Here is a 20,632-nt window from a genome sequence, read left to right as displayed (position 1 = left end):
CGACGGCGCAGGAAACCTGCGCTCTCACACTCCGGTGATGCGCTCCGGCCGGGTGTAGACGTTGCAGCCGTCGCCGCGCAGGAAGCCCACGAGGGTGATGCCGACGTCGGCGGCGAGCTCCACGGCCAGCGACGACGGCGCCGACACCGCCGCCAGCAGCGGGATGCCGGCCATCGCCGCCTTCTGGGTGAGCTCGAAGCTCGCCCGACCGCTCACCATGAGCACGTGGCCGGCCAGCGGCAGCCGGCCGGCGCGCACCGCGTCGCCCACCACCTTGTCGACGGCGTTGTGCCGGCCGACGTCCTCCCGCAGCGCCACCAGCTCGCCGTCCGCGGTGAACAGCCCGGCCGCGTGCAGCCCGCCGGTCCTGTCGAACACCTGCTGGGCCGCGCGCAGCCGGTCGGGCAGCGCCAGCAGGGTCTCCAGCGGCAGCCGCAGCGCGTCGTCGGCGACGGCGTGCCGGGTGCGGGTGCGGATCGCGTCGATGCTGGCCTTGCCGCAGACGCCGCACGAGCTCGAGGTGAGGAAGTTGCGGTCCAGCGCGGTGTCCGGCGGCTCGACGCCGGGCGCGAGGTCGACGTCGACGACGTTGTAGGTGTTGCGCCCGTCGGCGTCCACGGAGTCGCAGTAGCGCAGGGCCAGGACGTCGGCGTCCGAGCCGATGACCCCCTCGGTCGCCAGGAACCCGTGCACCAGGTCGAAGTCGTCGCCGGGGGTCCGCATCGTCACGGCCAGCGGCGTGCCCGACAGCCGGATCTCCAGGGGCTCCTCGGCGGCCACGGTGTCCGGCCGGGTGGTGCGCACCCCGCCGCGGATCCGCAGCACCGGCGTCCGGCTGGTCACTCGTCCCACGCAGGCGACGGTACCCACGCCGACGGCCTACCGTCGCAGCCGTGGCACCCCTCCCCCCGTACGCGGCCGTCGTGCTGGCCGGCGGCCGGGCCGCGCGGCTCGGCGGCCAGGCCAAGCCGCAGCTGGAGGTCGGCGGGCGGACGATGCTCGCCGTCGTGCTGGCCGCCGTCGCCGACGCCGCGCAGCGCGTGGTCGTGGGCCCCGTGCAGCCGGTGCCGCCGGACGTCGTCCTGGTCCGCGAGCAGCCGCCGGGCGGCGGGCCGGTGGCCGCCATCCGTGCCGGTCTCGCCGCGGTGGACGCCGACGTCGTCGCCGTCCTCGCCGGCGACCTCCCGTTCCTCACCGCCGACGTGCTGCGGCAGCTCCGCGAGGCGCTGGCCGACGACGGCGCGCTGGTCGTGGACGACACCGGTCGCGACCAGCTGCTGCTCGGGGTCTGGCGCACCGCGCCGCTCCGGGCCGCGGTCGCCGGGGCGGCGGGGCCGACGCCGGTGCGTCGGGTGCTGGCGCCCCTGCGGTTCGGCCGGCTGCGCCCCGAGGTACCGGCGGGGACGCCGCCACCGTGGACCGACTGCGACACCCCCGCCGACCTGGCGCGCGCCCGCGCCGCGGCGGGGTAGCACGGCAGCGACCGGGTAGGGCCCGGGCATGCGCATCGTCGTCGCCGGGGCCCACGGGCAGGTCGCCCGCCGCCTCGGCCGTCTGCTGTCCGCCCGCGGCGACGCCGTCACCGGCATCGTCCGCAACCCGGCCCACACCGCCGACCTCGAGGCCGACGGCGTCGCACCGGTCGTGCTGGACCTGGAGCAGGCCTCGGTGGAGGAAGTCGCGGCCGTCGTCACCGGTGCCGACGCCGTCGTCTTCGCCGCCGGTGCGGGCCCGGGCAGCGGCATCCCGCGCAAGGACACCGTCGACCGCGCCGCGGCGGTGCTGCTCGCCGACGCCGCGGAGCGCGCCGGCGTCGGCAGCTACCTGCTGGTGTCGTCGATGGGCGTGGACGCCGTGGCCGGTGGCCGCACTCCCGACGGCGTCGACGACGTGTTCGTGGCCTACCTGCGCGCCAAGCTCGCCGCCGAGGAGGACGTCCTGCGCCGCACCGGGTTGGCGGTCACCGTGCTCCGCCCGGGCGGCCTCACCGACGACCCCGGCACCGGACGGGTCACCCTGGCGCGGTCGGTCCCGCGGGGCTCGGTCCCGCGCGACGACGTGGCCGCCGTGCTCGTCGCCCTGCTGGACAGGCGCAGCCACGGGCTGGTGGCCGAGCTGGTCTCGGGGCCGACGCCGGTCAGGGAGGCGGTGGCGGCGCTGTCCTGACCGCGCGGGTGACCAGGGCCCGGGCAGCGAGCTCGGCGTCGGACGGGTAGTCGACCCGCACCAGCGTGAGCCCGCCGGCCGGGGCCACGGCCACCTCGTGGGCCCGGGCGCTGCGGCTGAGCAGGCCCGCCGGCCAGTCCGGCGGCCGGCGGCCCTCCCCCACGGCGAGCAGCGCCCCCACCAGGCTGCGCACCATCGAGTGGCAGAACGCGTCGGCCGAGGCGGTGATCTCGATGATCCCCTCGGGCGTGCGGGTCACCTGCAGCGCGGTCAGCACCCGGATCGTGGTGCCGTGCTCGCTGCGCCGGCAGTAGGCGGCGAAGTCGTGCTGGCCGAGCAGGAGCATCGCCGCGACGTCCATGGCGGCGACATCCAGCGTCCGCGGCCAGCCGACGGTGTCCGCCCGGCGCAGCGGCGGCGGCCCCGCCGGGTCGTCGGTCAGCCGGTAGACGTAGTGCCGGGCCAGCGCGCCGAAGCGGGCGTCGAAGTCCGGGTGCGCCTCGCGGACGTCGCGCACCGAGATGTCCGGCGGCAGCACGCCGCGCAACCGCCGGACCAGGCGGGCGCGGTGGGCGGCCCACAGCTCGGCCGGCAGGTCGCAGTGCGCGACCTGGCCGGTGGCGTGCACGCCGGTGTCGGTGCGGCCGGCCACCGTGAGCGCGACCGGGCGGCGCAGCACCGTGGCCAGCGCGGCCTCGAGGTCGTCCTGCACGGTGCGCTGGCCGGGCTGCCGCGCCCAGCCGCGCAGCGCGCTGCCGTCGTAGGCGACGTCCAGCCGGAGACGGACGAGCCCGCCACCGGTCTCGGTGGCGGGCTCGTCGTCAGGTGGTGCGGTGCTCAGGGAGCGCTCACTTCGGGTCGGGCGCGGCGTCGCCGCCCTGGTACTGCTGGCTCGCGGTGGCCGCGTCGCCGAGCTCGGCGGCCTCCACCTCCGCGGCGGCCGCGGCGGCGACCTCCGGCGAGAGCGCCGGGTCCTCCACGACGGCGATGTTCTGCCGCTGCGGCTGCGGAACGACGTCGCCGTCGTCCTGACGCTCGCCGTCGGGGTTGAAGACGTCGGTGACGATCTCCTGCGCCTCGGGGTCCACCGAGCCGTCGGTCACGGCCGGCGAGGTGTCGCCACCGGGGCCGGTCGTCTCACCGGCGAAGGTCGCGCCCTGGTCGCCGCCGCCGGCGGAGACGCCGGCCGCGCCCGCGCCGGGGACGTCCTCGGGCGAGCTCATCGGGTGCCGTCCGTGCCCTCGGCCTCGTCCGTGGCCCCGTCCGTGGCCTCGGTGTCGTCCGTCGCCTCGGTGTCGTCCGTGGCCTCGTCGGTGGCCTCGTCCGGGCTGTCGGCCGAGTCGGCGCTGTCCGCGGAGTCGGCGCTGTCCGCCGAGTCGGCGGAGTCGGCGCTGTCGGCGTCCTCGAGCGCGTCGGCGGTGACCTCACCGGCGGCCGAGGCCGAGCCGGCACCGGCGGCGAACCGGGTGCCGCGGGCGCGCTCGGCCTCGCCGACGGCCTGCTGCGCGACGGTGAGCGCCTCGACCAGCTCGATGACGGCCATGGGGGCGTTGTCGCCCTTGCGCGGGCCGACCTTGGTGATCCGGGTGTAGCCACCCGGACGGTTCTCGAAGCGGGGCCCGATCTCGGCGAACAGGTGGTGGACGACGTCCTTGTCCCGGATCAGGGTCATGACCTGGCGGCGGGCGTGCAGGTCACCGCGCTTGGCGAAGGTCACCAGCTTCTCGGCGAGCGGACGCAGCCGCTTGGCCTTGGCCTCGGTGGTGGTGATCCGGCCGTGCTCGAACAGCGACGTGGCCAGGTTGGCCAGCATCAGCCGCTCGTGCGACGGGGAACCGCCGAGACGGGGGCCCTTGGTGGGGGTGGGCATGTCGGTCCTTCCTCAGGCGGCCGGGCGGTGCGTGCCGGCTGCATCCGTGGTGCTGTCGTCGCGTCGCGCAGGTCGACGGGCGAGAGCTGTCCTGCGCTGGTCGTGCGTCCGGGACCAGTGTGGCGGCCCCGAGGGCGACGTCGGACGGCGGGTCGCCCCGCCGTCCGACGTCTGCTCGTCAGAGCTGCTCGGTCTCCTGGTAGGAGGCCTCGCTGTAGTCGCCACCCTCGCCGTAGCCGGTGCCGTGGTAGGCGTCGGTCTCGTAGCCCTCGTCGTAGCTCTCGACCGAGGTGGGGATGAACCCGGGCGGGCTGTCCTTGAGCGCCAGGCCCATGGCCGCCAGCTTCATCTTGACCTCGTCGATCGACTTGGCGCCGAAGTTGCGGATGTCGAGCAGGTCGGCCTCGGAGCGGGTGACGAGCTCACCGACGGTGTGCACGCCCTCGCGCTTGAGGCAGTTGTAGGACCGGACGGTGAGGTCCATGTCCTCGATCGGCATCGAGAAGTTCGCGATGTCGGCGGCCTCGGCCGGGCTCGGCCCGACCTCGATGCCCTCGGCGTCGAGGTTCAGCTCGCGCAGCAGGCCGAACAGCTCGACGAGGGTCGAGCCGGCGCTGGCGATGGCGTCGCGCGGGGCGATCGACGGCTTGGTCTCGACGTCGACGACGAGGCGGTCGAAGTCGGTGCGCTGCTCGACACGGGTGGCCTCGACGGCGTAGGTCACCTTGAGCACCGGCGAGTAGATCGAGTCGACCGGGATGCGGCCGATCTCCTGGCCGGGCTGCTTGTTCTGCGGGGCGGGGACGTAGCCGCGGCCGCGCTCGACGACCAGCTCGATCTCCAGCCGGCCCTTGCCGTTCAGCGTGGCGATGTGCAGCTCGGGGTTGTGTACCTCGACACCGGCCGGGGGCGCGATGTCGGCGGCGGTGACCTCACCGGGGCCCTGCTTGCGCAGGTACATGGTCACCGGCTCGTCGGAGTCGGAGCTGACGACCAGGCCCTTGAGGTTGAGGATGATCTCGGTGACGTCCTCCTTGACGCCCGGCACGGTGGTGAACTCGTGCAGGGTGCCCTCGATCCGGATGCTGGTGACAGCAGCGCCGGGGATCGAGGAGAGGAGCGTGCGGCGCAGGGAGTTGCCGAGGGTGTAGCCGAAGCCGGGCTCCAGCGGCTCGATGACGAACCGCGAGCGCTGCTCGGAGATGGTCTCCTCGGTCAGCGTGGGGCGCTGTGCGATGAGCATGGTGCTTCTCCTTCATGTCCTCCGGCGACCGCCATATGACGCCGTGAGGGGGTGGTGCTGGCTCCGGCGGGCATCTGTCCGCCCGCCGGAGCCGGTACTGCGGTCCTGCCGGCCCCCTGCCGGGGGCCGTCGATCACTTGGAGTAGAGCTCCACGATCAGCTGCTCCTGCACCGGGGTGTCGATCACCTGGCGGGCCGGGACGCTGTGCACGAGCACGCGCAGCTGGCTGCTGATGACCTCCAGCCACGGCGGCACGGGACGCTCGCCGGCGCGGGCCTGGGCGACCTCGAACGGCATCAGGCGACGCGACTTCTCGGCCACCTCGATGATGTCGTTGGCGCTCACCCGGTAGGACGGGATGTCGACCTTGCGGCCGTTGACCCGGATGTGGCCGTGGCGCACGAGCTGACGAGCCATGTCGCGGGACTCGGCGAAGCCGGCCCGGTAGATGACGTTGTCGAGGCGGGACTCGAGGATCTGGAGCAGGACCTCACCGGTCTTGCCCGACTTCTTGTTCGCCTCCTCGTAGTAGCCGCGGAACTGCTTCTCCAGCACGCCGTAGATGCGGCGGGCCTTCTGCTTCTCGCGCAGCTGCAGGAGGTACTCGCTGTCCTTGCTGCGGCCCCGGCCGTGCTCGCCCGGCGGGTACGGCCGGATCTCGATCGGGCACTTCGGGGACTCGCACTTGCTGCCCTTGAGGAACAGCTTCATCTTCTCGCGCCGGCACATCCGGCAGTCGGCTCCGGTGTAACGGGCCACGTCAGGTACTCCTCGTTCGTCTCGTCAGTGACCGGTCAGACCCGGCGGCGCTTCTTGGGGCGGCAGCCGTTGTGCGGCTGCGGCGTCACGTCCTGGATCTGGCCCACCTCGAGGCCGGTGGCCTGCAGCGAGCGGATCGCGGTCTCGCGGCCCGAGCCCGGGCCCTTGACGAAGACGTCGACCTTGCGCATGCCGTGCTCCTGCGCCTTGCGGGCCGCGTTCTCGGCGGCCATCTGCGCGGCGAACGGCGTGGACTTGCGGGAGCCCTTGAACCCGACGTGCCCGGCGGACGCCCAGCTGATCACGTTCCCGTTGGGGTCGGTGATCGACACGATCGTGTTGTTGAAGGTGCTCTTGATGTGCGCGGCGCCGTGGGCGACGTTCTTCTTCTCCTTGCGGCGGACCTTCTTGGCACCAGCCGCGGCGCGAGCCCTGGGAGGCATGTCTCTCCGGTTTCCTTCTGATCAGTGGCCAGATGCAGCACGCTGCGCGCCGTCGCCCCCGCCCTCACGGGTCGCTGCGACGGCGCGCATCAGCGGCTTACTTCTTGCCGGCCTTCTTCTTGCCGGCGATGGTCTTGCGCGGGCCCTTGCTGGAGCGCGCGTTGGTACGCGTCCGCTGCCCGTGGACGGGCAGGCCGCGACGGTGACGCAGGCCCTGGTAGCAGCCGATCTCCACCTTGCGGCGGATGTCAGCGGCCACCTCACGGCGCAGGTCACCCTCGACGCGGAAGTGCTCGTCGATGTAGTCACGCAGCTTCAGCAGGTCCTCGTCGGAGAGGTCCTTCGCGCGCAGGTCGGGGCTGACGCCCGTTGCCGCGAGGGTCTCCTTGGCGTGGGCCTTGCCGATGCCATAGATGTAGGTGAGCGCGATCTCCATCCGCTTCTCGCGGGGCAGGTCGACGCCGGCCAGTCGTGCCACTTCGAAACTCCCTCAGCCCTGGCGCTGCTTGTGCCGGGCGTTGTCGCAGATGACCATGACCCGGCCGTGCCGGCGGATCACCTTGCACTTGTCGCAGATCTTCTTCACCGACGGCTGGACCTTCACCGGTGCCGCCCCTCATTCCTGTCGATCGTGTTGCCGTCCGCCCGCCGCCCTCGGAGGAGGGGGTGCGGACCGGCGGTTACTTGTACCGGTAGACGATGCGACCGCGGGTCAGGTCGTAGGGCGAGAGCTCCACGACCACGCGGTCCTCGGGCAGGATGCGGATGTAGTGCTGCCGCATCTTGCCGCTGATGTGGGCGAGCACCCGGTGCCCGTTCTGCAGCTCCACCCGGAACATCGCGTTGGGCAGCGGCTCGACGACGCGACCCTCGACCTCGATGGCCCCGTCCTTCTTCGCCATGCCCTACACGGCCTCCCTGACTCGGTGGTGCTGGTGTCTGTGGTGCTGGTGTGGTCCGTGTGGTCCCACACCGGTGCCCGGCGGGTATCCACGTGGATTCGCAGAACAGGTGGTGCAGACGCTCTCGCGAGGGCGCCCCGGGTCATGCGGCCACAGCACGACGACGGGACGGCGCGAACGCCATCGGCCACTGTACCCCGCCGTTGCGGGGCTCTCCACACCGGGGCGGAGTGATCCCCGCCCCGCCCGCGTCAGGTGCGCGGGGTGACGCCGAACGGGGCGAGCCCCGCGACGCCGCCGTCCTCCGCCGTGAGGACCCAGGGGCCCTCCGGGGTGATGGCGACGGTGTGCTCGAAGTGGGCCGCGCGCGACCCGTCCTTGGTGACCACCGTCCAGCCGTCCTCGAGCTCGACGGTGGCCGGGTCGCCGACGGTGACCATCGGCTCGATCGCCAGGGCGAGCCCGGGGACGAGCTTGGGCCCCCGGCCCGGGCGGCCGTAGTTCAGGACGTGCGGGTCCTGGTGCATCTCGGTGCCGATGCCGTGCCCGCCGTAGTGGTCGACGATGCCGTAGCGGTGCTGCTCGGCGGTGATCGTCTCCTCGACCGCGTGGCTGATGTCGGTCAGCCGGCCGCCGGCGATCGCGCGGGCCAGGCCCGCCCACATCGACCGCTCGGTGACCTCCAGCAGGGCGGCGTCCTCGGGTGACGGCTCCCCCACCGTCACGGTGATCGCCGAGTCGCTGTGCCAGCCGTCGAGGATCGCGCCGCAGTCGATGGAGATGTTGTCGCCCTCGGCCAGCCGGCGGTCGGGGTCGGGGATGCCGTGCACGATCTCGTCGTTGATCGACGCGCAGATCGTGCCGGTGAACCCGTGGTAGCCGAGGAAGTTCGGCACCGCGCCGCAGGACCGGATGTGGTCCTCGGCGACGGCGTCGAGCTCCTTGGTGCTGACGCCGGGACGCACCGCGGCCCGCACGGCCTTCAGCGCACCGGCCGTCACCAGCCCGGAGGCGCGCATGAGCTCGATCTCGTGCGGTGTCTTGACCTGGATCATGCGTCCACTCCACTTCGCCAGCAGAGGCAGGCGGCCCAGGATCCCGGACGTCATCCGTGCCGCCGCCTCTCGTCAGTCCCCTGCGGGCCGGCCGGCCGCCGCGTCGGGACCGGCCGGTGCCGGGTGACCGAGCGCGGCCAGGGCCCGCTCGGTGACCTCGTCCACCGCGCCGATGGCGTCGATGCGGGCCAGCAGCCCCTCACCCTCGTAGAACCCGGACAGCGGGGCGGTCTGTTCCCGGTACACCTGCAGCCGGTGCCGCACCGTCTCGGGCTTGTCGTCCTCGCGCTGCACCCACTCGCCGTCGACCAGCATGCGCCGGCCCGACAGCCGCCGGACCAGCTCCTCCTCGTCGACGACGAGCTCGAGCACGCGGTCGAGGCCGTGGCCCAGCTCGGTGAGCGAGGCCCGCAGCTGCTCGGCCTGGGCGATCGTGCGCGGGAAGCCGTCCAGCAGGAACCCGGCCTTGGCGTCGGGCTCGGCGAGCCGGTCCTTGACCATCGCCACGGTGATCTCGTCGGGCACCAGGTCGCCGGCGTCCATGTAGACCTTGGCCGCCAGGCCCAGCTCGGTCTGGCCGCTCACGTTGGCCCGGAAGATGTCGCCGGTCGAGATGGCCGGCACGCCCAGCTGGCCGGCGATGATCTGCGCCTGCGTTCCCTTGCCCGCGCCCGGAGGGCCGAGCAGCACGACGCGCACTACTTCAGGAACCCTTCGTAGTTGCGCTGGTTGAGTTGCGTCTCGATCTGCTTCACCGTCTCCAACCCCACTCCGACCATGATCAACACTGCGGTCCCGCCGAACGGGAAGTTCTGGTTCTGCCCCTGCTGGGTGACCGACAGGAACAGGTTGGGCAGCACTGCCACCAGACCCAGGTAGATCGACCCGGGGAGGGTGATCCGGGACAACACGTACTGCAGGTACTCCGCCGTCGGCCGGCCCGGGCGGATGCCGGGGATGAAGCCGCCGTAGCGCTTCATGTCGTCGGCCCGCTCCTCCGGGTTGAACGTGATCGACACGTAGAAGTACGTGAAGAAGACGATCAGGCCGAAGTAGATGGCGATGTGGACCGGGCTGCTCTGGTCGATGACGTGCCGCTCGAAGAAACGGCGGATCGGACCGGTCTCGTCACCCTGCAGCTGCGTGATCAGCTGCGGCAGGTACAGCAGCGACGAGGCGAAGATGACCGGGATGACGCCGGCCTGGTTCACCTTCAGCGGCAGGTAGGTCGACGTCCCGCCGTACATGCGGCGGCCGACCATGCGCTTGGCGTACTGCACGGGGATGCGGCGCTGGGCCTGTTCGACGTAGACCACCGACGCGATGATCACCAGGGCCAGCAGGCAGATGAGCGCGAAGACGAAGCCGCCGCGGCTCTGCAGGATCGAGCCGCCCTCGGCGGGGATGCGCGCGGCGATCGAGGTGAAGATCAGCACGGACATGCCGTTGCCGATCCCCTTCTCGGTGAGCAGCTCGCCCAGCCACATGATGACGGCGGTGCCGGCGGTCAGGGCGATGACCAGGATGACCGTCGACCAGATCGAGTCGGCCGGGATGATGTCCTCGGTGCAGCCTGGGAAGAGCTGGCCGCTGCGCGCCAGGGCGATGATGCCGGTGCTCTGCAGGACGGCGAGCGCGATCGTCAGGTAGCGGGTGTACTGGGTCAGCTTCTGCTGCCCGGCCTGCCCTTCCTTCTTCAGCTGCTCGAAGCGCGGGATGACCACGACCAGCAGCTGCACGATGATGCTCGCCGTGATGTACGGCATGATCCCGAGCGCGAAGACCGACAGGCGCAGCAGCGCACCACCGGAGAACAGGTTGACCAGCGAGTAGATGTCGCGCTGGTCGGAGCGCTGAGCGGCCTCGAGGCAGCGGTTGATCGCCTCGACGGAGACCCCGGGCCCCGGGACGGCGGCGCCGAGCCGGTACACGGCGATGATCGCCAGGGAGAACAGCAGCTTGCGCCGGAGGTCTGGCGTCCGGAACGCCGCGGCGAACGCCTGCAGCACGTGCCCTCCCCGAGTCGGTCGTGTGAGGTTAGCAACGAGGGTGCGCCGGACGGCTGACACCCGTCAGGCCGGGTGTCCCCCGCCGGCCACGGGTCGGGCCGGGCACAGGGACGCCCGGCCCGGGAAGAGGAAGGCCCCCCTGCCGGGCCCCGCCGCGCGGGTGCGCGGCGGGGAGCAGGGGGGTCCTTCGTCAGACCAGGGAGGTGCTGCCCCCGGCCGCGGCGATCTTCTCGGCAGCGGACGCGGAGAAGGCGTGCGCCTGCACGTCCACCGCGACGCCACCCAGCTCGCCGGTGCCGAGCACCTTGACCGGCTGGCCACGGCGGACGGCGCCGGCGTCGGCCAGCGTGTCGGGGTCGATGCGGCCGCCCTGGGGGAACAGCGACGCGATCCGGTCGAGGTTGACGACCTGGAAGACGACCTTGTTCGGGTTCTTGAAGCCCGAGAGCTTGGGCAGCCGCATGTGCAGCGGCGTCTGCCCGCCCTCGAACCGCGCGGAGGTGTTACCGCGCGCGCCGGTGCCCTTGGTGCCGCGACCGGCGGTCTTGCCCTTGGAGCCCTCACCCCGGCCGACGCGCGTCTTGGGGGTGTGGGCGCCCGGGGCCGGGCGCAGGTGGTGGACCTTGAGAGTCATGACGAGTCCCTGCTCAGATTTCCTCGACGGCGACCAGGTGCGGCACCGTCGCGACCATCCCGCGGATCTCGGGACGGTCCTCCTGCACGACCGAGTCGTTGATCCCCTTCAGCCCGAGCGAACGCAGCGTCTGACGCTGGTTCGGCTTGGTGCCGATGGCGGACCGGACCTGGGTGACCTTCAGCTGCGCCACGTCACACCCCCTGGCCGGCACGCGCCCGCAGCATGGCGGCCGGGGCGACGTCCTCGAGCGGCAGACCGCGGCGGGCCGCGATCTCCTCGGGGCGGACGAGGTCCTTCAGCGCCTGCATCGTCGCGTGCACGATGTTGATCGGGTTCGACGAACCCAGGCTCTTGGAGAGCACGTCGTGGATGCCCGCGCACTCCAGCACGGCACGCACCGGCCCACCGGCGATGACACCGGTACCGGGGCTGGCCGGCTTGAGCAGCACCACACCGGCCGCCGCCTCACCCTGCACCGGGTGCGGGATGGTGCTGGCGATCCGCGGCACCTTGTAGAAGTGCTTCTTGGCCTCCTCGACGCCCTTGGCGATCGCCGCGGGCACCTCCTTGGCCTTGCCGTAGCCGACGCCCACGGTGCCGTCGCCGTCGCCCACGATCACCAGGGCGGTGAAGCTGAAGCGACGACCACCCTTGACGACCTTGGACACGCGGTTGATGGCCACCACGCGCTCGATGAAGTTGCTCTTCTCGGCAGGCGCGCCGCCGGGCCCCCGCCCGCCGTCACGACGGTCGCGGCGGTCGTTCCCGCCGCCGGCGCCGCCGCCGCGTCGCTGTGGTCCTGGCATCAGACGTCCCTCTCGATCTCGATATGCGTGCTGCTCATCAGAAGTCCAGACCGCCCTCGCGAGCGCCGTCGGCCAGCGCGGCGATCCGCCCCTGGTACCGGTTGCCACCGCGGTCGAAGACCACGGCGGTGATGCCGGCGGCCTTGGCACGCTCGGCGACCAGGGCGCCCACCTGGCGGGCCAGGGTGGACTTGTCCCCCTCGGCCGTGCGCAGGCTGGCGTCGAGCGTCGAGGCGCTGACCAGCGTGCGGCCGACCGTGTCGTCGACCACCTGCACGTGGATGTGCCGCGAGCTGCGCTTGACCACCAGGCGCGGACGCTCCGGCGTACCGGAGACGCGCTTGCGCAGGCGGTTGTGCCGGCGCAGCCGCGAGACGCGGCGGGCGGTGCTGATGTCGGTGCCGACGGGCTTGTGCACCCGAGCGGTCTTCTCGGCCTGTGCCATCACTTACCCGTCTTCCCGACCTTGCGCCGCACGACCTCGCCCTGGTACCGCACGCCCTTGCCCTTGTACGGGTCGGGCTTGCGGATCTTGCGGATCTTGGCGGCGACCTCACCGACCTGCTGCTTGTCGATCCCGCTCACCCGCAGGCGGGTGGGGGCCTCGACGGTGAAGGAGATCCCCTCGGGGGCCTTCACGACGACCGGGTGGCTGAAGCCCAGCGCGAACTCGAGGTCGGTGCCGCGGGCCTGGACCCGGTAGCCGACGCCGACGATCTCGAGGACCTTGCTGTACCCGTCCGTGACACCGGTGATCATGTTGGCGATGAGGGTGCGCGACAGCCCGTGCAGGGCCCGGCTCTCCCGCTCGTCGTCCGGGCGCGCCACCTTCAGCGTGCCGTCCTCGTCCCGCGCGACCGTGATGGGTGCAGCGACGGTGTGGGACAGCTGGCCCTTGGGGCCCTTCACGCTGACCGTCTGACCGTCGATGGCGACATCGACACCACTGGGCACCGGAATCGGGAGTCGTCCGATCCGTGACATGTCTGCTGCTCCTCTTACCAGACGTAGGCGAGGACTTCCCCACCCACGCCCTTCTTGTTCGCCTGCCGGTCGGTCAGCAGCCCGGTGGAGGTCGAGATGATCGCCACACCGAGCCCGCCGAGCACCTTGGGCAGCGCGTTCGACTTGGCGTACACCCGCAGGCCAGGCTTCGACACCCGCCGGACGCCGGCGATGCTCCGCTCCCGGTTGGGGCCGTACTTGAGGTCCACCACCAGCTCCTTGCGGGTGGTGCCGTCCTTCTCGACCTCGTTGACCTTCCAGCCGGCGATGTACCCCTCCTGCTGGAGGATCTCCGCGACGTGCGTCTTCAGCTTCGAGGACGGCATCGTGGTGGAGTCGTGGTACGCCTGGTTGGCGTTGCGGATACGCGTGAGCATGTCCGCGATCGGGTCCGTCATCGTCATGGGTGTCGTGCCTCTCTCGCCGCGGTTCCTCGTGCGCTGGGTCTCGGGGACTTGGCGCAGGGCCTCTCGGCGATCAGTACTGCTCGAGTGGGGTGTTACCGGAGCGGCCCGGCTGCCGGGGAGCAGCCGGGTCCCTCACCAGCTGGACTTGCTCACGCCGGGGAGCTCCCCGGCGTGCGCCATCTCCCGCAGGCAGATCCGGCACAGGCCGAACTTGCGGAAGACGGCGTGCGGACGGCCGCACCGCTGGCAGCGGGTGTAGCCGCGGACCGCGAACTTCGGCTTGCGGGCCGCCTTGTTGATCAGAGCCTTCTTGGCCATCTCGGTGTCTCCTCGCCCCGGCTCAGCGGGTCGTGTTCACGACGGTCTGGCCGGCGAAGGGGAAGCCGAGCAGGCGGAGCAGCTCGCGACCCTCCTCGTCGGTGGTGGCGGTGGTGACGAGCGTGATGTCCATGCCGCGCGGACGGTCGATCTTGTCGACGTCGATCTCGCGGAACATCGACTGCTCGGTCAGCCCGAACGTGTAGTTGCCGTGACCGTCGAACTGCTTGGCGCTCAGGCCGCGGAAGTCACGGATGCGGGGCAGGGCCAGCGACAGCAGCCGGTCCAGGAACTCCCACATGCGGTCGCCGCGGAGGGTGACCTTCGCACCGATCGGCATGCCCTCGCGCAGCTTGAACTGGGCGATGGACTTGCGGGCACGGACGACGGCCGGCTTCTGACCGGTGATGGCGGTGAGGTCGCGGACCGCGCCGTCCATCAGCTTCGCGTCACGGGTCGCCTCGCCGACGCCCATGTTGACCACGATCTTGGTCAGCCGCGGGATCTGCATGACGTTGGCGTAGCCGAACTCCTGCTGCAGCGCCGGCACGATCTCCTCGCGGTACCGGTCGAGCATGCGGGGCAGCTCACGGGTGGGTGCACTCATGTCGCTCAGAGGTCCTTACCGGTGCGCCGCGAGACCCGGATGCTGCGGCCTTCCTCGTCCTTGCGGTAGCCGACCCGGGTCGGCTTGTCCTCGGAGTCGATCACCATCACGTTGCTCACGTGGATGGGCGCCTCCTGCGTGACGATCCCGCCCTGCTGGGCGCCGCGCTGGGTCGAGCTGATCCGGGTGTGCTTCTTGACCCGGCCCACGCCCTCCACGAGGACCTTCTGGTCCTGCGGGTAGGCGGCGATGACCCGGCCCTTCGCGCCCTTGTCCTTGCCGGACAGCACGACGACCGTGTCGCCCTTCTTCACCTTCATCGACGGCGCCTTCTTGGGCTGCTTCTGCGTCGACATGGTCAGAGCACCTCCGGGGCGAGCGAGATGATCCGCATGAACCGCTTGTCGCGCAGCTCGCGGCCGACGGGGCCGAAGATGCGGGTACCGCGCGGGTCGCCGCTGTCGCGGATGATCACCGCGGCGTTCTCGTCGAAGCGGATGTAGGAACCGTCGGGACGACGGCGCTCCTTCACGGTGCGGACGACGACGGCCTTGACCACGTCACCGCGCTTCACGCCGGCGCCGGGCAGCGCGTCCTTCACGGTGGCGACGATCACGTCGCCGATGCCCGCGTAGCGTCGCCCGGAGCCGCCGAGAACACGGATGCAGAGGATCTCCTTCGCACCGGTGTTGTCGGCGACCCGCAGCCGCGACTCCTGCTGGATCACGTCCTACTCCCAAATCTCAGTGGTGACAGCCGGGCCGGAACGGTGAACCGGCTGTCCGGTACCCACGTGCGGGCGCACCGGCAGCAACGGGCTGCCGGTGCGCCCCGAGCACGGGTACCGGGATGCGGCGCGCACCCGGAGGGCGCGCCAGTCGTCCAGAGTACCTCTTCGGTCCACGGCCCCGGAGGGCCGCCTGGACTCGACCCTTACTTGGCCTTCTCGATGACCTCGACCAGCCGCCACCGCTTGGTGGCCGACGTCGGCCGGGTCTCCATGATCTGCACCCGGTCGCCGATGCCGGCGACCTGCTGCTCGTCATGGGCCTTGAGCTTGCTGGTACGGCGGATGACCTTGCCGTAGAGGCCGTGCTTCACGCGGTCCTCGACCTCGACGACGATGGTCTTGTCCATCTTGTCGCTGACCACGAGGCCCTCGCGGACCTTGCGGTAGCCACGGCCGGCCAGGCCGGGGCCCGACGCGGTGGCACTGTTGTCGGTCGTCGCCGACTGGGGCTCGCTCATGCCACACCCTCGTTCGGGGCGACCGACAGGCCCAGCTCGCGCTCGCGCATGATCGTGTAGATCCGGGCGATGTCGCGGCGGACGGTCTGCAGCCGCCGGTTGTTGTCCAGCTGGCCGGTGGCCACCTGGAACCGCAGGTTGAACAGCTCTTCCTTGGACTCGCGGAGGCGGGAGGCGAGCTCGTCAGCCGAGAGCTCGCGCAGCTCCGGAGCGGTCAGACCGGCGGCCATCACACCTCTCCTTCACGCGTGATGAAGCGGCACTTCATGGGCAGCTTGTGGATCGCGCGGCGCATGGCCTCGCGGGCCACCGGCTCGGCGACACCGGAGAGCTCGAAGAGCACGCGGCCGGGCTTGACGTTGGCCACCCACCACTCGGGCGAACCCTTACCGGAACCCATGCGGGTCTCGGCCGGCTTCTTGGTCAGCGGACGGTCCGGGTAGATCGAGATCCACACCTTGCCGCCACGGCGGATGTGCCGGGTCATGGCGATACGGGCCGACTCGATCTGCCGGTTGGTGACGTACGCCGGCTCGAGCGCCTGGATGGCGTACTCGCCGAAGTTGATCGCGGTACCGCCCTTGGCGCGGCCGGACCGGCTCGGGTGGTGCTGCTTGCGGTGCTTGACGCGCCGGGGGATCAGCACGTGTCAGCCCTCCGTGTTCTCGGTGGCCGTCGCCTCGGCGGCAGCGGTGCCCTCGGGGCCCGCGACCTCGGCGACGGTCGTCTCGGGCGCGACCTCACCGGAGGTCACCGCCACGGTCGACTCGGCGGTGTCCACGGCCGGACCGGTCGTGGACTCGGCGGCGGCGCGGCCGGCCTCGGTGCCACCGGCGGTGGTGCCGCTGGAGCCGGACCGGCGCTGCGGACGCTGGGCCCGCTCGCGGCGCTGCTGGCGGGCGGCGAGGGCCTCGAGGGCCTCGCGCTCGGCACGGGAGCCGCTCACGTCGCCCTTGTAGATCCACACCTTCACGCCGATGCGGCCGAAGGTCGTGCGGGCCTCGTAGATGCCGTAGTCGATGTTCGCGCGCAGCGTGTGCAGCGGCACACGACCCTCGCGGTAGAACTCCGACCGGCTCATCTCGGTGCCACCCAGGCGACCGGAGCACTGGACCCGGATGCCCTTGACCTGCGGGCTGCGCTGGGCCGACTGCATGGCCTTGCGCATGGCGCGACGGAAGCTCACGCGGCTGGACAGCTGCTCGGCGACGCCCTGGGCGACCAGCTGGGCGTCGGCCTCGGGGTTCTTCACCTCGAGGATGTTCAGCTGCACCTGCTTTCCGGTCAGCTTCTCCAGCTCGCCGCGGATGCGGTCGGCCTCCGCGCCGCGACGGCCGATGACGATGCCCGGCCGGGCGGTGTGGATGTCGACGCGGACGCGGTCACGGGTGCGCTCGATCTCCACCTTGGAGATGCCGGCCCGCTCCATGCCCTTGCTCATGAGCTTGCGGATGGCCACGTCTTCCTTGACGTAGTCCTTGTACAGCTTGTCGGCGTACCACCGGGACTTGTAGTCGGTGGTGATGCCGAGTCGGAACCCGTGCGGGTTGACCTTCTGACCCACTAGCGGGTCCCTCCCCTCGTGTTGGTCTTCTGCTGGGCCGCCGGGCCGGACTGGCCGGTGTCGCGGCGGGCCTTGCGGGACTTCTGGGCGAGCTCGGCGCTGGAGGCGACCTCGCTGACCTCGACGGTGATGTGGCTGGTCCGCTTGTTGATGCGGAACGCCCGGCCCTGCGCCCGCGGACGGATCCGCTTGAGCGTGGGGCCCTCGTCGACGTACGCGGCGCTGACGACCAGCGCGTTGCGGTCGAGCTGCAGGTTGTGCTCGGCGTTGGCGACCGCGCTGGCGACCACCTTCGCGACGGGCTCGCTGGCCGCCTGGGGGGCGAAGCGCAGCAGCGCCAGCGCCTCGTCGGTCGGCAGGTAGCGGATGAGGTCCACCACCCGGCGGGCCTTCATGGGGGTGACGCGGACGAACCGGGCGGTGGCCCGGGCGACCGGCGTCTCCTGTCCCAACTGGGAGGTCATCGTGAGATCTCTTCTCTTCCTGGCCGGGCCGTCAGCCCCGCCGCGAGCGGCGGTCGTCCTTGACGTGCCCACGGAAGGTCCGGGTGGGCGCGAACTCGCCGAGCTTGTGCCCGACCATCGCCTCGGTCACGAAGACCGGGACGTGCTTGCGGCCGTCGTGCACGGCGATCGTGTGCCCGAGCATGTCGGGGATGATCGTCGAGCGCCGCGACCACGTGCGGATGACGGTCTTGGTGCCCTTCTCGTTCTGGGCGTCCACCTTCGCGAGCAGGTGGTCGTCGACGAACGGGCCCTTCTTCAGGCTGCGTGGCATGTCTGTCGAACTCCTCTAACCCGCTCAGCGCTTCTTGTTGGTGCGCCGGCGGCGCACGATCATGGCGTCACTGGGCTTCCGCTTGCGCGTACGCCCCTCCGGCTTGCCCTTCGGGTTCACCGGGTGGCGACCACCGGAGGTCTTGCCCTCACCACCACCGTGCGGGTGGTCCACCGGGTTCATCGCCACACCGCGGACGGTCGGGCGCTTGCCCTTCCACCGCATGCGGCCGGCCTTGCCCCAGTTGATGTTGGACTGCTCGGCGTTGCCCACCTCGCCGACGGTCGCGCGGCAGCGCACGTCGACGTTGCGGATCTCACCGGAGGGCATCCGCAGCTGCGCGAAGCGACCCTCACGGGCGACCAGCTGGACGCTGGTGCCGGCCGAGCGGGCGATCTTCGCGCCGCCACCGGGACGGAGCTCGATGGCGTGAACGACGGTGCCCACCGGGATGTTCCGCAGCGGCAGGTTGTTGCCCGGCTTGATGTCGGCGGCGGGGCCGCACTCCACCGTGTCGCCCTGCTTGAGGCGGGCCGGGGCGATGATGTAGCGCTTCTCGCCGTCGGCGAAGTGCAGCAGCGCGATGCGCGAGGTGCGGTTCGGGTCGTACTCGATGTGCGCGACCTTGGCCGGCACGCCGTCCTTGTCCGCCCGACGGAAGTCGATCACCCGGTAGGCGCGCTTGTGCCCGCCGCCCTGGTGCCGCGCCGTGACCTTGCCGTGCACGTTGCGCCCACCGCGGCCGTGCAGCGGCCGGACCAGCGACTTCTCGGGATGGTCGCGGGTGACCTCGGCGAAGTCGGCGACGCTGGAGCCGCGGCGGCCCGGCGTCGTCGGCTTGTACTTGCGGATAGCCATTGCTGACTCAGTCCTCTATCTCTGGTCCGTGGTGAACCGGGCGCCTCAGGCGCCCGGGCCGCCGAAGATCTCGATGCGGTCGCCGGGAGCGAGCGAGACGATGGCGCGCTTGGTGTCCTTGCGCTTGCCCATCCGCGCGCCCTTGCTCCGCTTGCGCTTGCCCTGGCGGTTGATCGTGTTGACCCCGAGCACCTTCACGTTGAAGACCTGCTCCACCGCGATCTTGATCTGGGTCTTGTTCGCCTCGGGCAGCACGATGAACGTGTACTGGTTGTCGTCCAGCAGCCCGTAGCTCTTCTCCGAGATGACCGGCGACAGCAGGACGTCCCGGGGGTCGCGGACGCTCATGCCTTCTCCTCAGTGCTCGCGTCGGTGGTGCCGTCCTCGGTGGGAGCGGTGGCGTCGGGGCCGGCGTCGGCCACCTCCGCCTGCTCCGCGGGGGCCTTCGCCGCCTCGGCGGCGGTGGCCGGCGCGGCGTCCTCGGCCGGGGCGGCCTTGGCCGTGCGCTTGGTCAGGACCGGCTCGGCCCCGGTGACGGCCTCGACGGTGCCCTCGCCCTCGGCGGGGGCGATCGAGGGGACGCCACCCGGGGTCAGGTGCGTGCCGACGTCGGGCAGCTCGGCGCCACCGCGAGCGGAGTGCGGGCCGGCGACGAACTCGGCCAGCGCGGCCTCGGTGAAGACGACCTCGTCGGAGAGGAGCACGTCGTAGGTGTTGAGCTGGCCGGCCTCGAGCAGGTGCACGCGGGGCTCGTTGCGCAGGCTCACCCAGTTGAGGACGTCGTCGCGGTCGAGGACCACGAGCACGCGCTTGGCCTGGGTGATGGCGTCCAGCGTGGCCAGGGCGGCCTTGGTCTTCGGGGCGTCGCCCTCGACGAAGGTGCTGACCACGTGCACGCGGTTCTCACGGGCCCGGTCGGACAGGGCGCCACGCAGGGCGGCGGCCTTCATCTTCTTGGGGGTCCGCTGCGTGTAGTCACGCGGCTGCGGGCCGTGGACGGTGCCACCGCCGGCGAACTGCGGCGCGCGGGTCGAGCCCTGACGGGCGCGGCCGGTGCCCTTCTGGCGGTACGGCTTGGCGCCACCACCGCTGACCAGACCACGGGTCTTGGTCGCGTGCGTGCCCTGGCGCGCGGCGGCCAGCTGGGCCACCACGACCTGGTGCATCAGGGACACGTTGGCCGAGGCGTCGAAGAGCTCGCCGGGCAGCGTCACGCTGCCGGAGGTCTCCCCCGCCGGCGTGCGCACGTCGACCTGCCGGTCGGTGCGCGTGTCGGTGGACTGGGTCACTGGTCGTCACTCCCCACGGGGCCGCCCTTGACGGCCGAGCGGACCAGCACGAGGCCGCCCTTCGGGCCGGGGATGGCGCCCTTGATCAGCAGCAGCCCGCGCTCGGCGTCCACCTTGTGGACGGCGAGCGAGAGCGTCGTCGTCTTGACCGCGCCCATGCGGCCGGCCATGCGCAGGCCCTTGAACACGCGCCCCGGGGTGGACGCGCCACCGATGGAGCCGGGCGACCGGTGCTTGCGCTGCGTGCCGTGCGCGGCGCCGAGGCCCTTGAAGCCGTGACGCTTCATGACACCGGCGGTGCCCTTGCCCTTGCTGGTGCCGATGACGTCGACCTTGGCCACGCCGTCGAACAGCTCGGCCGTCAGCTCCTGGCCGACCGTGTAGTTCGAGGCGTCCTTCGTGCGCAGCTCGACCAGGTGCCGCCGCGGGGTGACGCCGGCCTTGGCGAAGTGCCCGCCCTCGGGCCGGTTCACCTTGCGCGGGTCGATCTCACCGAAACCGAGCTGGACGGCGGAGTAGCCGTCGACCTCGGGGGTGCGCACCTGGGTCACCACACACGGGCCCGCCTTGACGACGGTCACCGGCACGATGCGGTTGTTCTCGTCGAAGACCTGGGTCATCCCCAGCTTCTCGCCGAGGAGACCACGAAATGTGCTCGCCATGTCTGC

35 protein-coding genes are annotated in these 20,632 nt (G+C 71.6%); 2 read left to right on the top strand and 33 right to left on the bottom strand.

What is annotated here, in order from left to right; translation table 11 throughout:
- Positions 1 to 24: 24 nt before the first annotated feature.
- Positions 25 to 852, bottom strand: coding sequence for a formate dehydrogenase accessory sulfurtransferase FdhD (fdhD, locus tag ACI79R_RS03480; RefSeq protein ID WP_456572167.1), 828 nt, complete (start codon positions 850 to 852; stop codon positions 25 to 27).
- 41 nt (positions 853 to 893) lie between these two features.
- On the opposite strand from fdhD, the gene mobA reads away from it, so the two are divergent.
- Both mobA and ACI79R_RS03470 read left to right on the top strand, forming a co-directional pair.
- Entirely contained in the window at positions 894 to 1,472 is a 579-nt protein-coding gene (mobA, locus tag ACI79R_RS03475; RefSeq protein ID WP_456572166.1) for a molybdenum cofactor guanylyltransferase, read from the top strand.
- A 28-nt stretch (positions 1,473 to 1,500) separates the two neighbouring features.
- Complete coding sequence (locus ACI79R_RS03470) at positions 1,501 to 2,166, top strand: NAD(P)H-binding protein (protein WP_456572165.1); 666 nt, start codon at positions 1,501 to 1,503, stop codon at positions 2,164 to 2,166.
- On the opposite strand, the gene truA is transcribed toward ACI79R_RS03470, so the two are convergent.
- The 32 genes from truA to rplC form a co-directional block, all read right to left on the bottom strand.
- Entirely contained in the window at positions 2,138 to 2,941 is an 804-nt protein-coding gene (truA, locus tag ACI79R_RS03465) for a tRNA pseudouridine(38-40) synthase TruA (protein WP_456572278.1), read from the bottom strand. The genes ACI79R_RS03470 and truA overlap by 29 nt on opposite strands.
- 73 nt (positions 2,942 to 3,014) lie before the next feature.
- Positions 3,015 to 3,389 (bottom strand): hypothetical protein, encoded by a 375-nt coding sequence (locus ACI79R_RS03460; RefSeq protein ID WP_456572164.1) that lies wholly within the window; start codon positions 3,387 to 3,389, stop codon positions 3,015 to 3,017.
- On the bottom strand, positions 3,386 to 4,036 hold the full coding sequence (gene rplQ / locus ACI79R_RS03455) for a 50S ribosomal protein L17 (protein ID WP_456572163.1): 651 nt from the start codon (positions 4,034 to 4,036) through the stop codon (positions 3,386 to 3,388). The genes ACI79R_RS03460 and rplQ overlap by 4 nt, the downstream gene beginning before the upstream one ends.
- A gap of 178 nt (positions 4,037 to 4,214) precedes the next feature.
- The gene (locus tag ACI79R_RS03450; protein WP_456572162.1) at positions 4,215 to 5,279 is read right to left on the bottom strand and encodes a DNA-directed RNA polymerase subunit alpha; all 1,065 of its coding nucleotides are present in this window, start codon (positions 5,277 to 5,279) and stop codon (positions 4,215 to 4,217) included.
- A 133-nt stretch (positions 5,280 to 5,412) separates the two neighbouring features.
- Entirely contained in the window at positions 5,413 to 6,039 is a 627-nt protein-coding gene (gene rpsD, locus ACI79R_RS03445) for a 30S ribosomal protein S4 (protein ID WP_456572161.1), read from the bottom strand.
- Positions 6,040 to 6,074: 35 nt separating this feature from the next.
- Positions 6,075 to 6,482 (bottom strand): 30S ribosomal protein S11, encoded by a 408-nt coding sequence (gene rpsK / locus ACI79R_RS03440; RefSeq protein WP_014377968.1) that lies wholly within the window; start codon positions 6,480 to 6,482, stop codon positions 6,075 to 6,077.
- Positions 6,483 to 6,579: 97 nt separating this feature from the next.
- Positions 6,580 to 6,960, bottom strand: a complete 381-nt coding sequence (gene rpsM, locus ACI79R_RS03435; RefSeq protein WP_456546202.1) for a 30S ribosomal protein S13 — start codon at positions 6,958 to 6,960, stop codon at positions 6,580 to 6,582.
- A 12-nt stretch (positions 6,961 to 6,972) separates the two neighbouring features.
- Positions 6,973 to 7,086 (bottom strand): 50S ribosomal protein L36, encoded by a 114-nt coding sequence (gene rpmJ / locus ACI79R_RS03430; RefSeq protein WP_012950458.1) that lies wholly within the window; start codon positions 7,084 to 7,086, stop codon positions 6,973 to 6,975.
- Between the two features lie 76 nt (positions 7,087 to 7,162).
- Entirely contained in the window at positions 7,163 to 7,384 is a 222-nt protein-coding gene (gene infA / locus ACI79R_RS03425) for a translation initiation factor IF-1 (RefSeq protein WP_012950459.1), read from the bottom strand.
- Between the two features lie 251 nt (positions 7,385 to 7,635).
- Positions 7,636 to 8,439: a type I methionyl aminopeptidase gene (gene map / locus ACI79R_RS03420; RefSeq protein ID WP_456572160.1), complete on the bottom strand. Its 804-nt coding sequence runs from the start codon at positions 8,437 to 8,439 to the stop codon at positions 7,636 to 7,638.
- A 72-nt stretch (positions 8,440 to 8,511) separates the two neighbouring features.
- Entirely contained in the window at positions 8,512 to 9,129 is a 618-nt protein-coding gene (locus tag ACI79R_RS03415; RefSeq protein ID WP_456572159.1) for an adenylate kinase, read from the bottom strand.
- Between the two features lie 8 nt (positions 9,130 to 9,137).
- Positions 9,138 to 10,448 carry a preprotein translocase subunit SecY gene (gene secY, locus ACI79R_RS03410; RefSeq protein WP_456572158.1) on the bottom strand — a complete coding sequence of 437 codons (1,311 nt, stop codon included), beginning with the start codon at positions 10,446 to 10,448 and terminating at the stop codon, positions 9,138 to 9,140.
- A 190-nt stretch (positions 10,449 to 10,638) separates the two neighbouring features.
- Positions 10,639 to 11,082, bottom strand: coding sequence for a 50S ribosomal protein L15 (gene rplO / locus ACI79R_RS03405; RefSeq protein ID WP_456572157.1), 444 nt, complete (start codon positions 11,080 to 11,082; stop codon positions 10,639 to 10,641).
- A gap of 13 nt (positions 11,083 to 11,095) precedes the next feature.
- Positions 11,096 to 11,275 carry a 50S ribosomal protein L30 gene (gene rpmD, locus ACI79R_RS03400; RefSeq protein WP_456572156.1) on the bottom strand — a complete coding sequence of 60 codons (180 nt, stop codon included), beginning with the start codon at positions 11,273 to 11,275 and terminating at the stop codon, positions 11,096 to 11,098.
- A gap of 1 nt (position 11,276) precedes the next feature.
- Positions 11,277 to 11,891: a 30S ribosomal protein S5 gene (gene rpsE / locus ACI79R_RS03395; protein WP_072919083.1), complete on the bottom strand. Its 615-nt coding sequence runs from the start codon at positions 11,889 to 11,891 to the stop codon at positions 11,277 to 11,279.
- Between the two features lie 37 nt (positions 11,892 to 11,928).
- Complete coding sequence (rplR, locus tag ACI79R_RS03390; protein WP_456572155.1) at positions 11,929 to 12,336, bottom strand: 50S ribosomal protein L18; 408 nt, start codon at positions 12,334 to 12,336, stop codon at positions 11,929 to 11,931.
- Positions 12,336 to 12,875 carry a 50S ribosomal protein L6 gene (rplF, locus tag ACI79R_RS03385; RefSeq protein WP_456572154.1) on the bottom strand — a complete coding sequence of 180 codons (540 nt, stop codon included), beginning with the start codon at positions 12,873 to 12,875 and terminating at the stop codon, positions 12,336 to 12,338. The genes rplR and rplF overlap by 1 nt, the downstream gene beginning before the upstream one ends.
- Positions 12,876 to 12,889: 14 nt before the next feature.
- A complete protein-coding gene (rpsH, locus tag ACI79R_RS03380; protein WP_456572277.1) occupies positions 12,890 to 13,294 on the bottom strand; it encodes a 30S ribosomal protein S8 in 405 nt (134 codons plus the stop codon).
- A 141-nt stretch (positions 13,295 to 13,435) separates the two neighbouring features.
- Positions 13,436 to 13,621 (bottom strand): type Z 30S ribosomal protein S14, encoded by a 186-nt coding sequence (locus tag ACI79R_RS03375; protein WP_113838243.1) that lies wholly within the window; start codon positions 13,619 to 13,621, stop codon positions 13,436 to 13,438.
- Positions 13,622 to 13,643: 22 nt separating this feature from the next.
- Complete coding sequence (rplE, locus tag ACI79R_RS03370) at positions 13,644 to 14,228, bottom strand: 50S ribosomal protein L5 (RefSeq protein WP_456572153.1); 585 nt, start codon at positions 14,226 to 14,228, stop codon at positions 13,644 to 13,646.
- 5 nt (positions 14,229 to 14,233) lie between these two features.
- Positions 14,234 to 14,584 (bottom strand): 50S ribosomal protein L24, encoded by a 351-nt coding sequence (gene rplX / locus ACI79R_RS03365; RefSeq protein ID WP_456572152.1) that lies wholly within the window; start codon positions 14,582 to 14,584, stop codon positions 14,234 to 14,236.
- Positions 14,585 to 14,586: 2 nt separating this feature from the next.
- Entirely contained in the window at positions 14,587 to 14,955 is a 369-nt protein-coding gene (gene rplN / locus ACI79R_RS03360) for a 50S ribosomal protein L14 (protein ID WP_012950472.1), read from the bottom strand.
- 206 nt (positions 14,956 to 15,161) lie between these two features.
- Complete coding sequence (rpsQ, locus tag ACI79R_RS03355; RefSeq protein WP_456572151.1) at positions 15,162 to 15,476, bottom strand: 30S ribosomal protein S17; 315 nt, start codon at positions 15,474 to 15,476, stop codon at positions 15,162 to 15,164.
- Positions 15,473 to 15,706 (bottom strand): 50S ribosomal protein L29, encoded by a 234-nt coding sequence (gene rpmC / locus ACI79R_RS03350; RefSeq protein WP_097194642.1) that lies wholly within the window; start codon positions 15,704 to 15,706, stop codon positions 15,473 to 15,475. Before rpmC ends, rpsQ begins: the two co-directional genes overlap by 4 nt.
- On the bottom strand, positions 15,706 to 16,122 hold the full coding sequence (gene rplP, locus ACI79R_RS03345; RefSeq protein WP_113838246.1) for a 50S ribosomal protein L16: 417 nt from the start codon (positions 16,120 to 16,122) through the stop codon (positions 15,706 to 15,708). Before rplP ends, rpmC begins: the two co-directional genes overlap by 1 nt.
- Before the next feature lie 3 nt (positions 16,123 to 16,125).
- Positions 16,126 to 17,040 carry a 30S ribosomal protein S3 gene (gene rpsC, locus ACI79R_RS03340; RefSeq protein WP_456572150.1) on the bottom strand — a complete coding sequence of 305 codons (915 nt, stop codon included), beginning with the start codon at positions 17,038 to 17,040 and terminating at the stop codon, positions 16,126 to 16,128.
- On the bottom strand, positions 17,040 to 17,504 hold the full coding sequence (gene rplV / locus ACI79R_RS03335) for a 50S ribosomal protein L22 (protein ID WP_456572149.1): 465 nt from the start codon (positions 17,502 to 17,504) through the stop codon (positions 17,040 to 17,042). Before rplV ends, rpsC begins: the two co-directional genes overlap by 1 nt.
- A gap of 31 nt (positions 17,505 to 17,535) precedes the next feature.
- Positions 17,536 to 17,817 carry a 30S ribosomal protein S19 gene (gene rpsS, locus ACI79R_RS03330; protein ID WP_091108665.1) on the bottom strand — a complete coding sequence of 94 codons (282 nt, stop codon included), beginning with the start codon at positions 17,815 to 17,817 and terminating at the stop codon, positions 17,536 to 17,538.
- A 24-nt stretch (positions 17,818 to 17,841) separates the two neighbouring features.
- On the bottom strand, positions 17,842 to 18,675 hold the full coding sequence (gene rplB, locus ACI79R_RS03325) for a 50S ribosomal protein L2 (RefSeq protein ID WP_456572148.1): 834 nt from the start codon (positions 18,673 to 18,675) through the stop codon (positions 17,842 to 17,844).
- A 45-nt stretch (positions 18,676 to 18,720) separates the two neighbouring features.
- Positions 18,721 to 19,023, bottom strand: coding sequence for a 50S ribosomal protein L23 (gene rplW, locus ACI79R_RS03320; RefSeq protein WP_456572147.1), 303 nt, complete (start codon positions 19,021 to 19,023; stop codon positions 18,721 to 18,723).
- Positions 19,020 to 19,964 (bottom strand): 50S ribosomal protein L4, encoded by a 945-nt coding sequence (gene rplD, locus ACI79R_RS03315; RefSeq protein ID WP_456572146.1) that lies wholly within the window; start codon positions 19,962 to 19,964, stop codon positions 19,020 to 19,022. The genes rplW and rplD overlap by 4 nt, the downstream gene beginning before the upstream one ends.
- The gene (gene rplC, locus ACI79R_RS03310; RefSeq protein ID WP_456572145.1) at positions 19,961 to 20,626 is read right to left on the bottom strand and encodes a 50S ribosomal protein L3; all 666 of its coding nucleotides are present in this window, start codon (positions 20,624 to 20,626) and stop codon (positions 19,961 to 19,963) included. The genes rplD and rplC overlap by 4 nt, the downstream gene beginning before the upstream one ends.
- Between the last annotated feature and the right edge of the window lie 6 nt (positions 20,627 to 20,632).

The organism is Blastococcus sp. SYSU D00820 (assembly GCF_054050695.1).
This window is presented reverse-complemented; position numbering and strand designations above follow the sequence as displayed.

Excerpts from the sequence above, each read along its gene's own strand:
- ACI79R_RS03470 (WP_456572165.1), top strand. The coding sequence starts at position 1,501 with ATGCGCATCGTCGTCGCCGGGGCCCACGGGCAGGTCGCCCGCCGCCTC.
- ACI79R_RS03460 (WP_456572164.1), bottom strand. The coding sequence starts at position 3,389 with ATGAGCTCGCCCGAGGACGTCCCCGGCGCGGGCGCGGCCGGCGTCTCC.
- rplQ (WP_456572163.1), bottom strand. The coding sequence starts at position 4,036 with ATGCCCACCCCCACCAAGGGCCCCCGTCTCGGCGGTTCCCCGTCGCAC.
- ACI79R_RS03450 (WP_456572162.1), bottom strand. The coding sequence starts at position 5,279 with ATGCTCATCGCACAGCGCCCCACGCTGACCGAGGAGACCATCTCCGAG.
- rpsK (WP_014377968.1), bottom strand. The coding sequence starts at position 6,482 with ATGCCTCCCAGGGCTCGCGCCGCGGCTGGTGCCAAGAAGGTCCGCCGC.
- infA (WP_012950459.1), bottom strand. The coding sequence starts at position 7,384 with ATGGCGAAGAAGGACGGGGCCATCGAGGTCGAGGGTCGCGTCGTCGAG.
- map (WP_456572160.1), bottom strand. The coding sequence starts at position 8,439 with ATGATCCAGGTCAAGACACCGCACGAGATCGAGCTCATGCGCGCCTCC.
- rplO (WP_456572157.1), bottom strand. The coding sequence starts at position 11,082 with ATGACTCTCAAGGTCCACCACCTGCGCCCGGCCCCGGGCGCCCACACC.
- rpsE (WP_072919083.1), bottom strand. The coding sequence starts at position 11,891 with ATGCCAGGACCACAGCGACGCGGCGGCGGCGCCGGCGGCGGGAACGAC.
- rplR (WP_456572155.1), bottom strand. The coding sequence starts at position 12,336 with ATGGCACAGGCCGAGAAGACCGCTCGGGTGCACAAGCCCGTCGGCACC.
- rplF (WP_456572154.1), bottom strand. The coding sequence starts at position 12,875 with ATGTCACGGATCGGACGACTCCCGATTCCGGTGCCCAGTGGTGTCGAT.
- rpsH (WP_456572277.1), bottom strand. The coding sequence starts at position 13,294 with ATGACGGACCCGATCGCGGACATGCTCACGCGTATCCGCAACGCCAAC.
- ACI79R_RS03375 (WP_113838243.1), bottom strand. The coding sequence starts at position 13,621 with ATGGCCAAGAAGGCTCTGATCAACAAGGCGGCCCGCAAGCCGAAGTTC.
- rplE (WP_456572153.1), bottom strand. The coding sequence starts at position 14,228 with ATGAGTGCACCCACCCGTGAGCTGCCCCGCATGCTCGACCGGTACCGC.
- rplX (WP_456572152.1), bottom strand. The coding sequence starts at position 14,584 with ATGTCGACGCAGAAGCAGCCCAAGAAGGCGCCGTCGATGAAGGTGAAG.
- rpsQ (WP_456572151.1), bottom strand. The coding sequence starts at position 15,476 with ATGAGCGAGCCCCAGTCGGCGACGACCGACAACAGTGCCACCGCGTCG.
- rpmC (WP_097194642.1), bottom strand. The coding sequence starts at position 15,706 with ATGGCCGCCGGTCTGACCGCTCCGGAGCTGCGCGAGCTCTCGGCTGAC.
- rplV (WP_456572149.1), bottom strand. The coding sequence starts at position 17,504 with ATGACCTCCCAGTTGGGACAGGAGACGCCGGTCGCCCGGGCCACCGCC.
- rpsS (WP_091108665.1), bottom strand. The coding sequence starts at position 17,817 with ATGCCACGCAGCCTGAAGAAGGGCCCGTTCGTCGACGACCACCTGCTC.
- rplB (WP_456572148.1), bottom strand. The coding sequence starts at position 18,675 with ATGGCTATCCGCAAGTACAAGCCGACGACGCCGGGCCGCCGCGGCTCC.
- rplW (WP_456572147.1), bottom strand. The coding sequence starts at position 19,023 with ATGAGCGTCCGCGACCCCCGGGACGTCCTGCTGTCGCCGGTCATCTCG.
- rplC (WP_456572145.1), bottom strand. The coding sequence starts at position 20,626 with ATGGCGAGCACATTTCGTGGTCTCCTCGGCGAGAAGCTGGGGATGACC.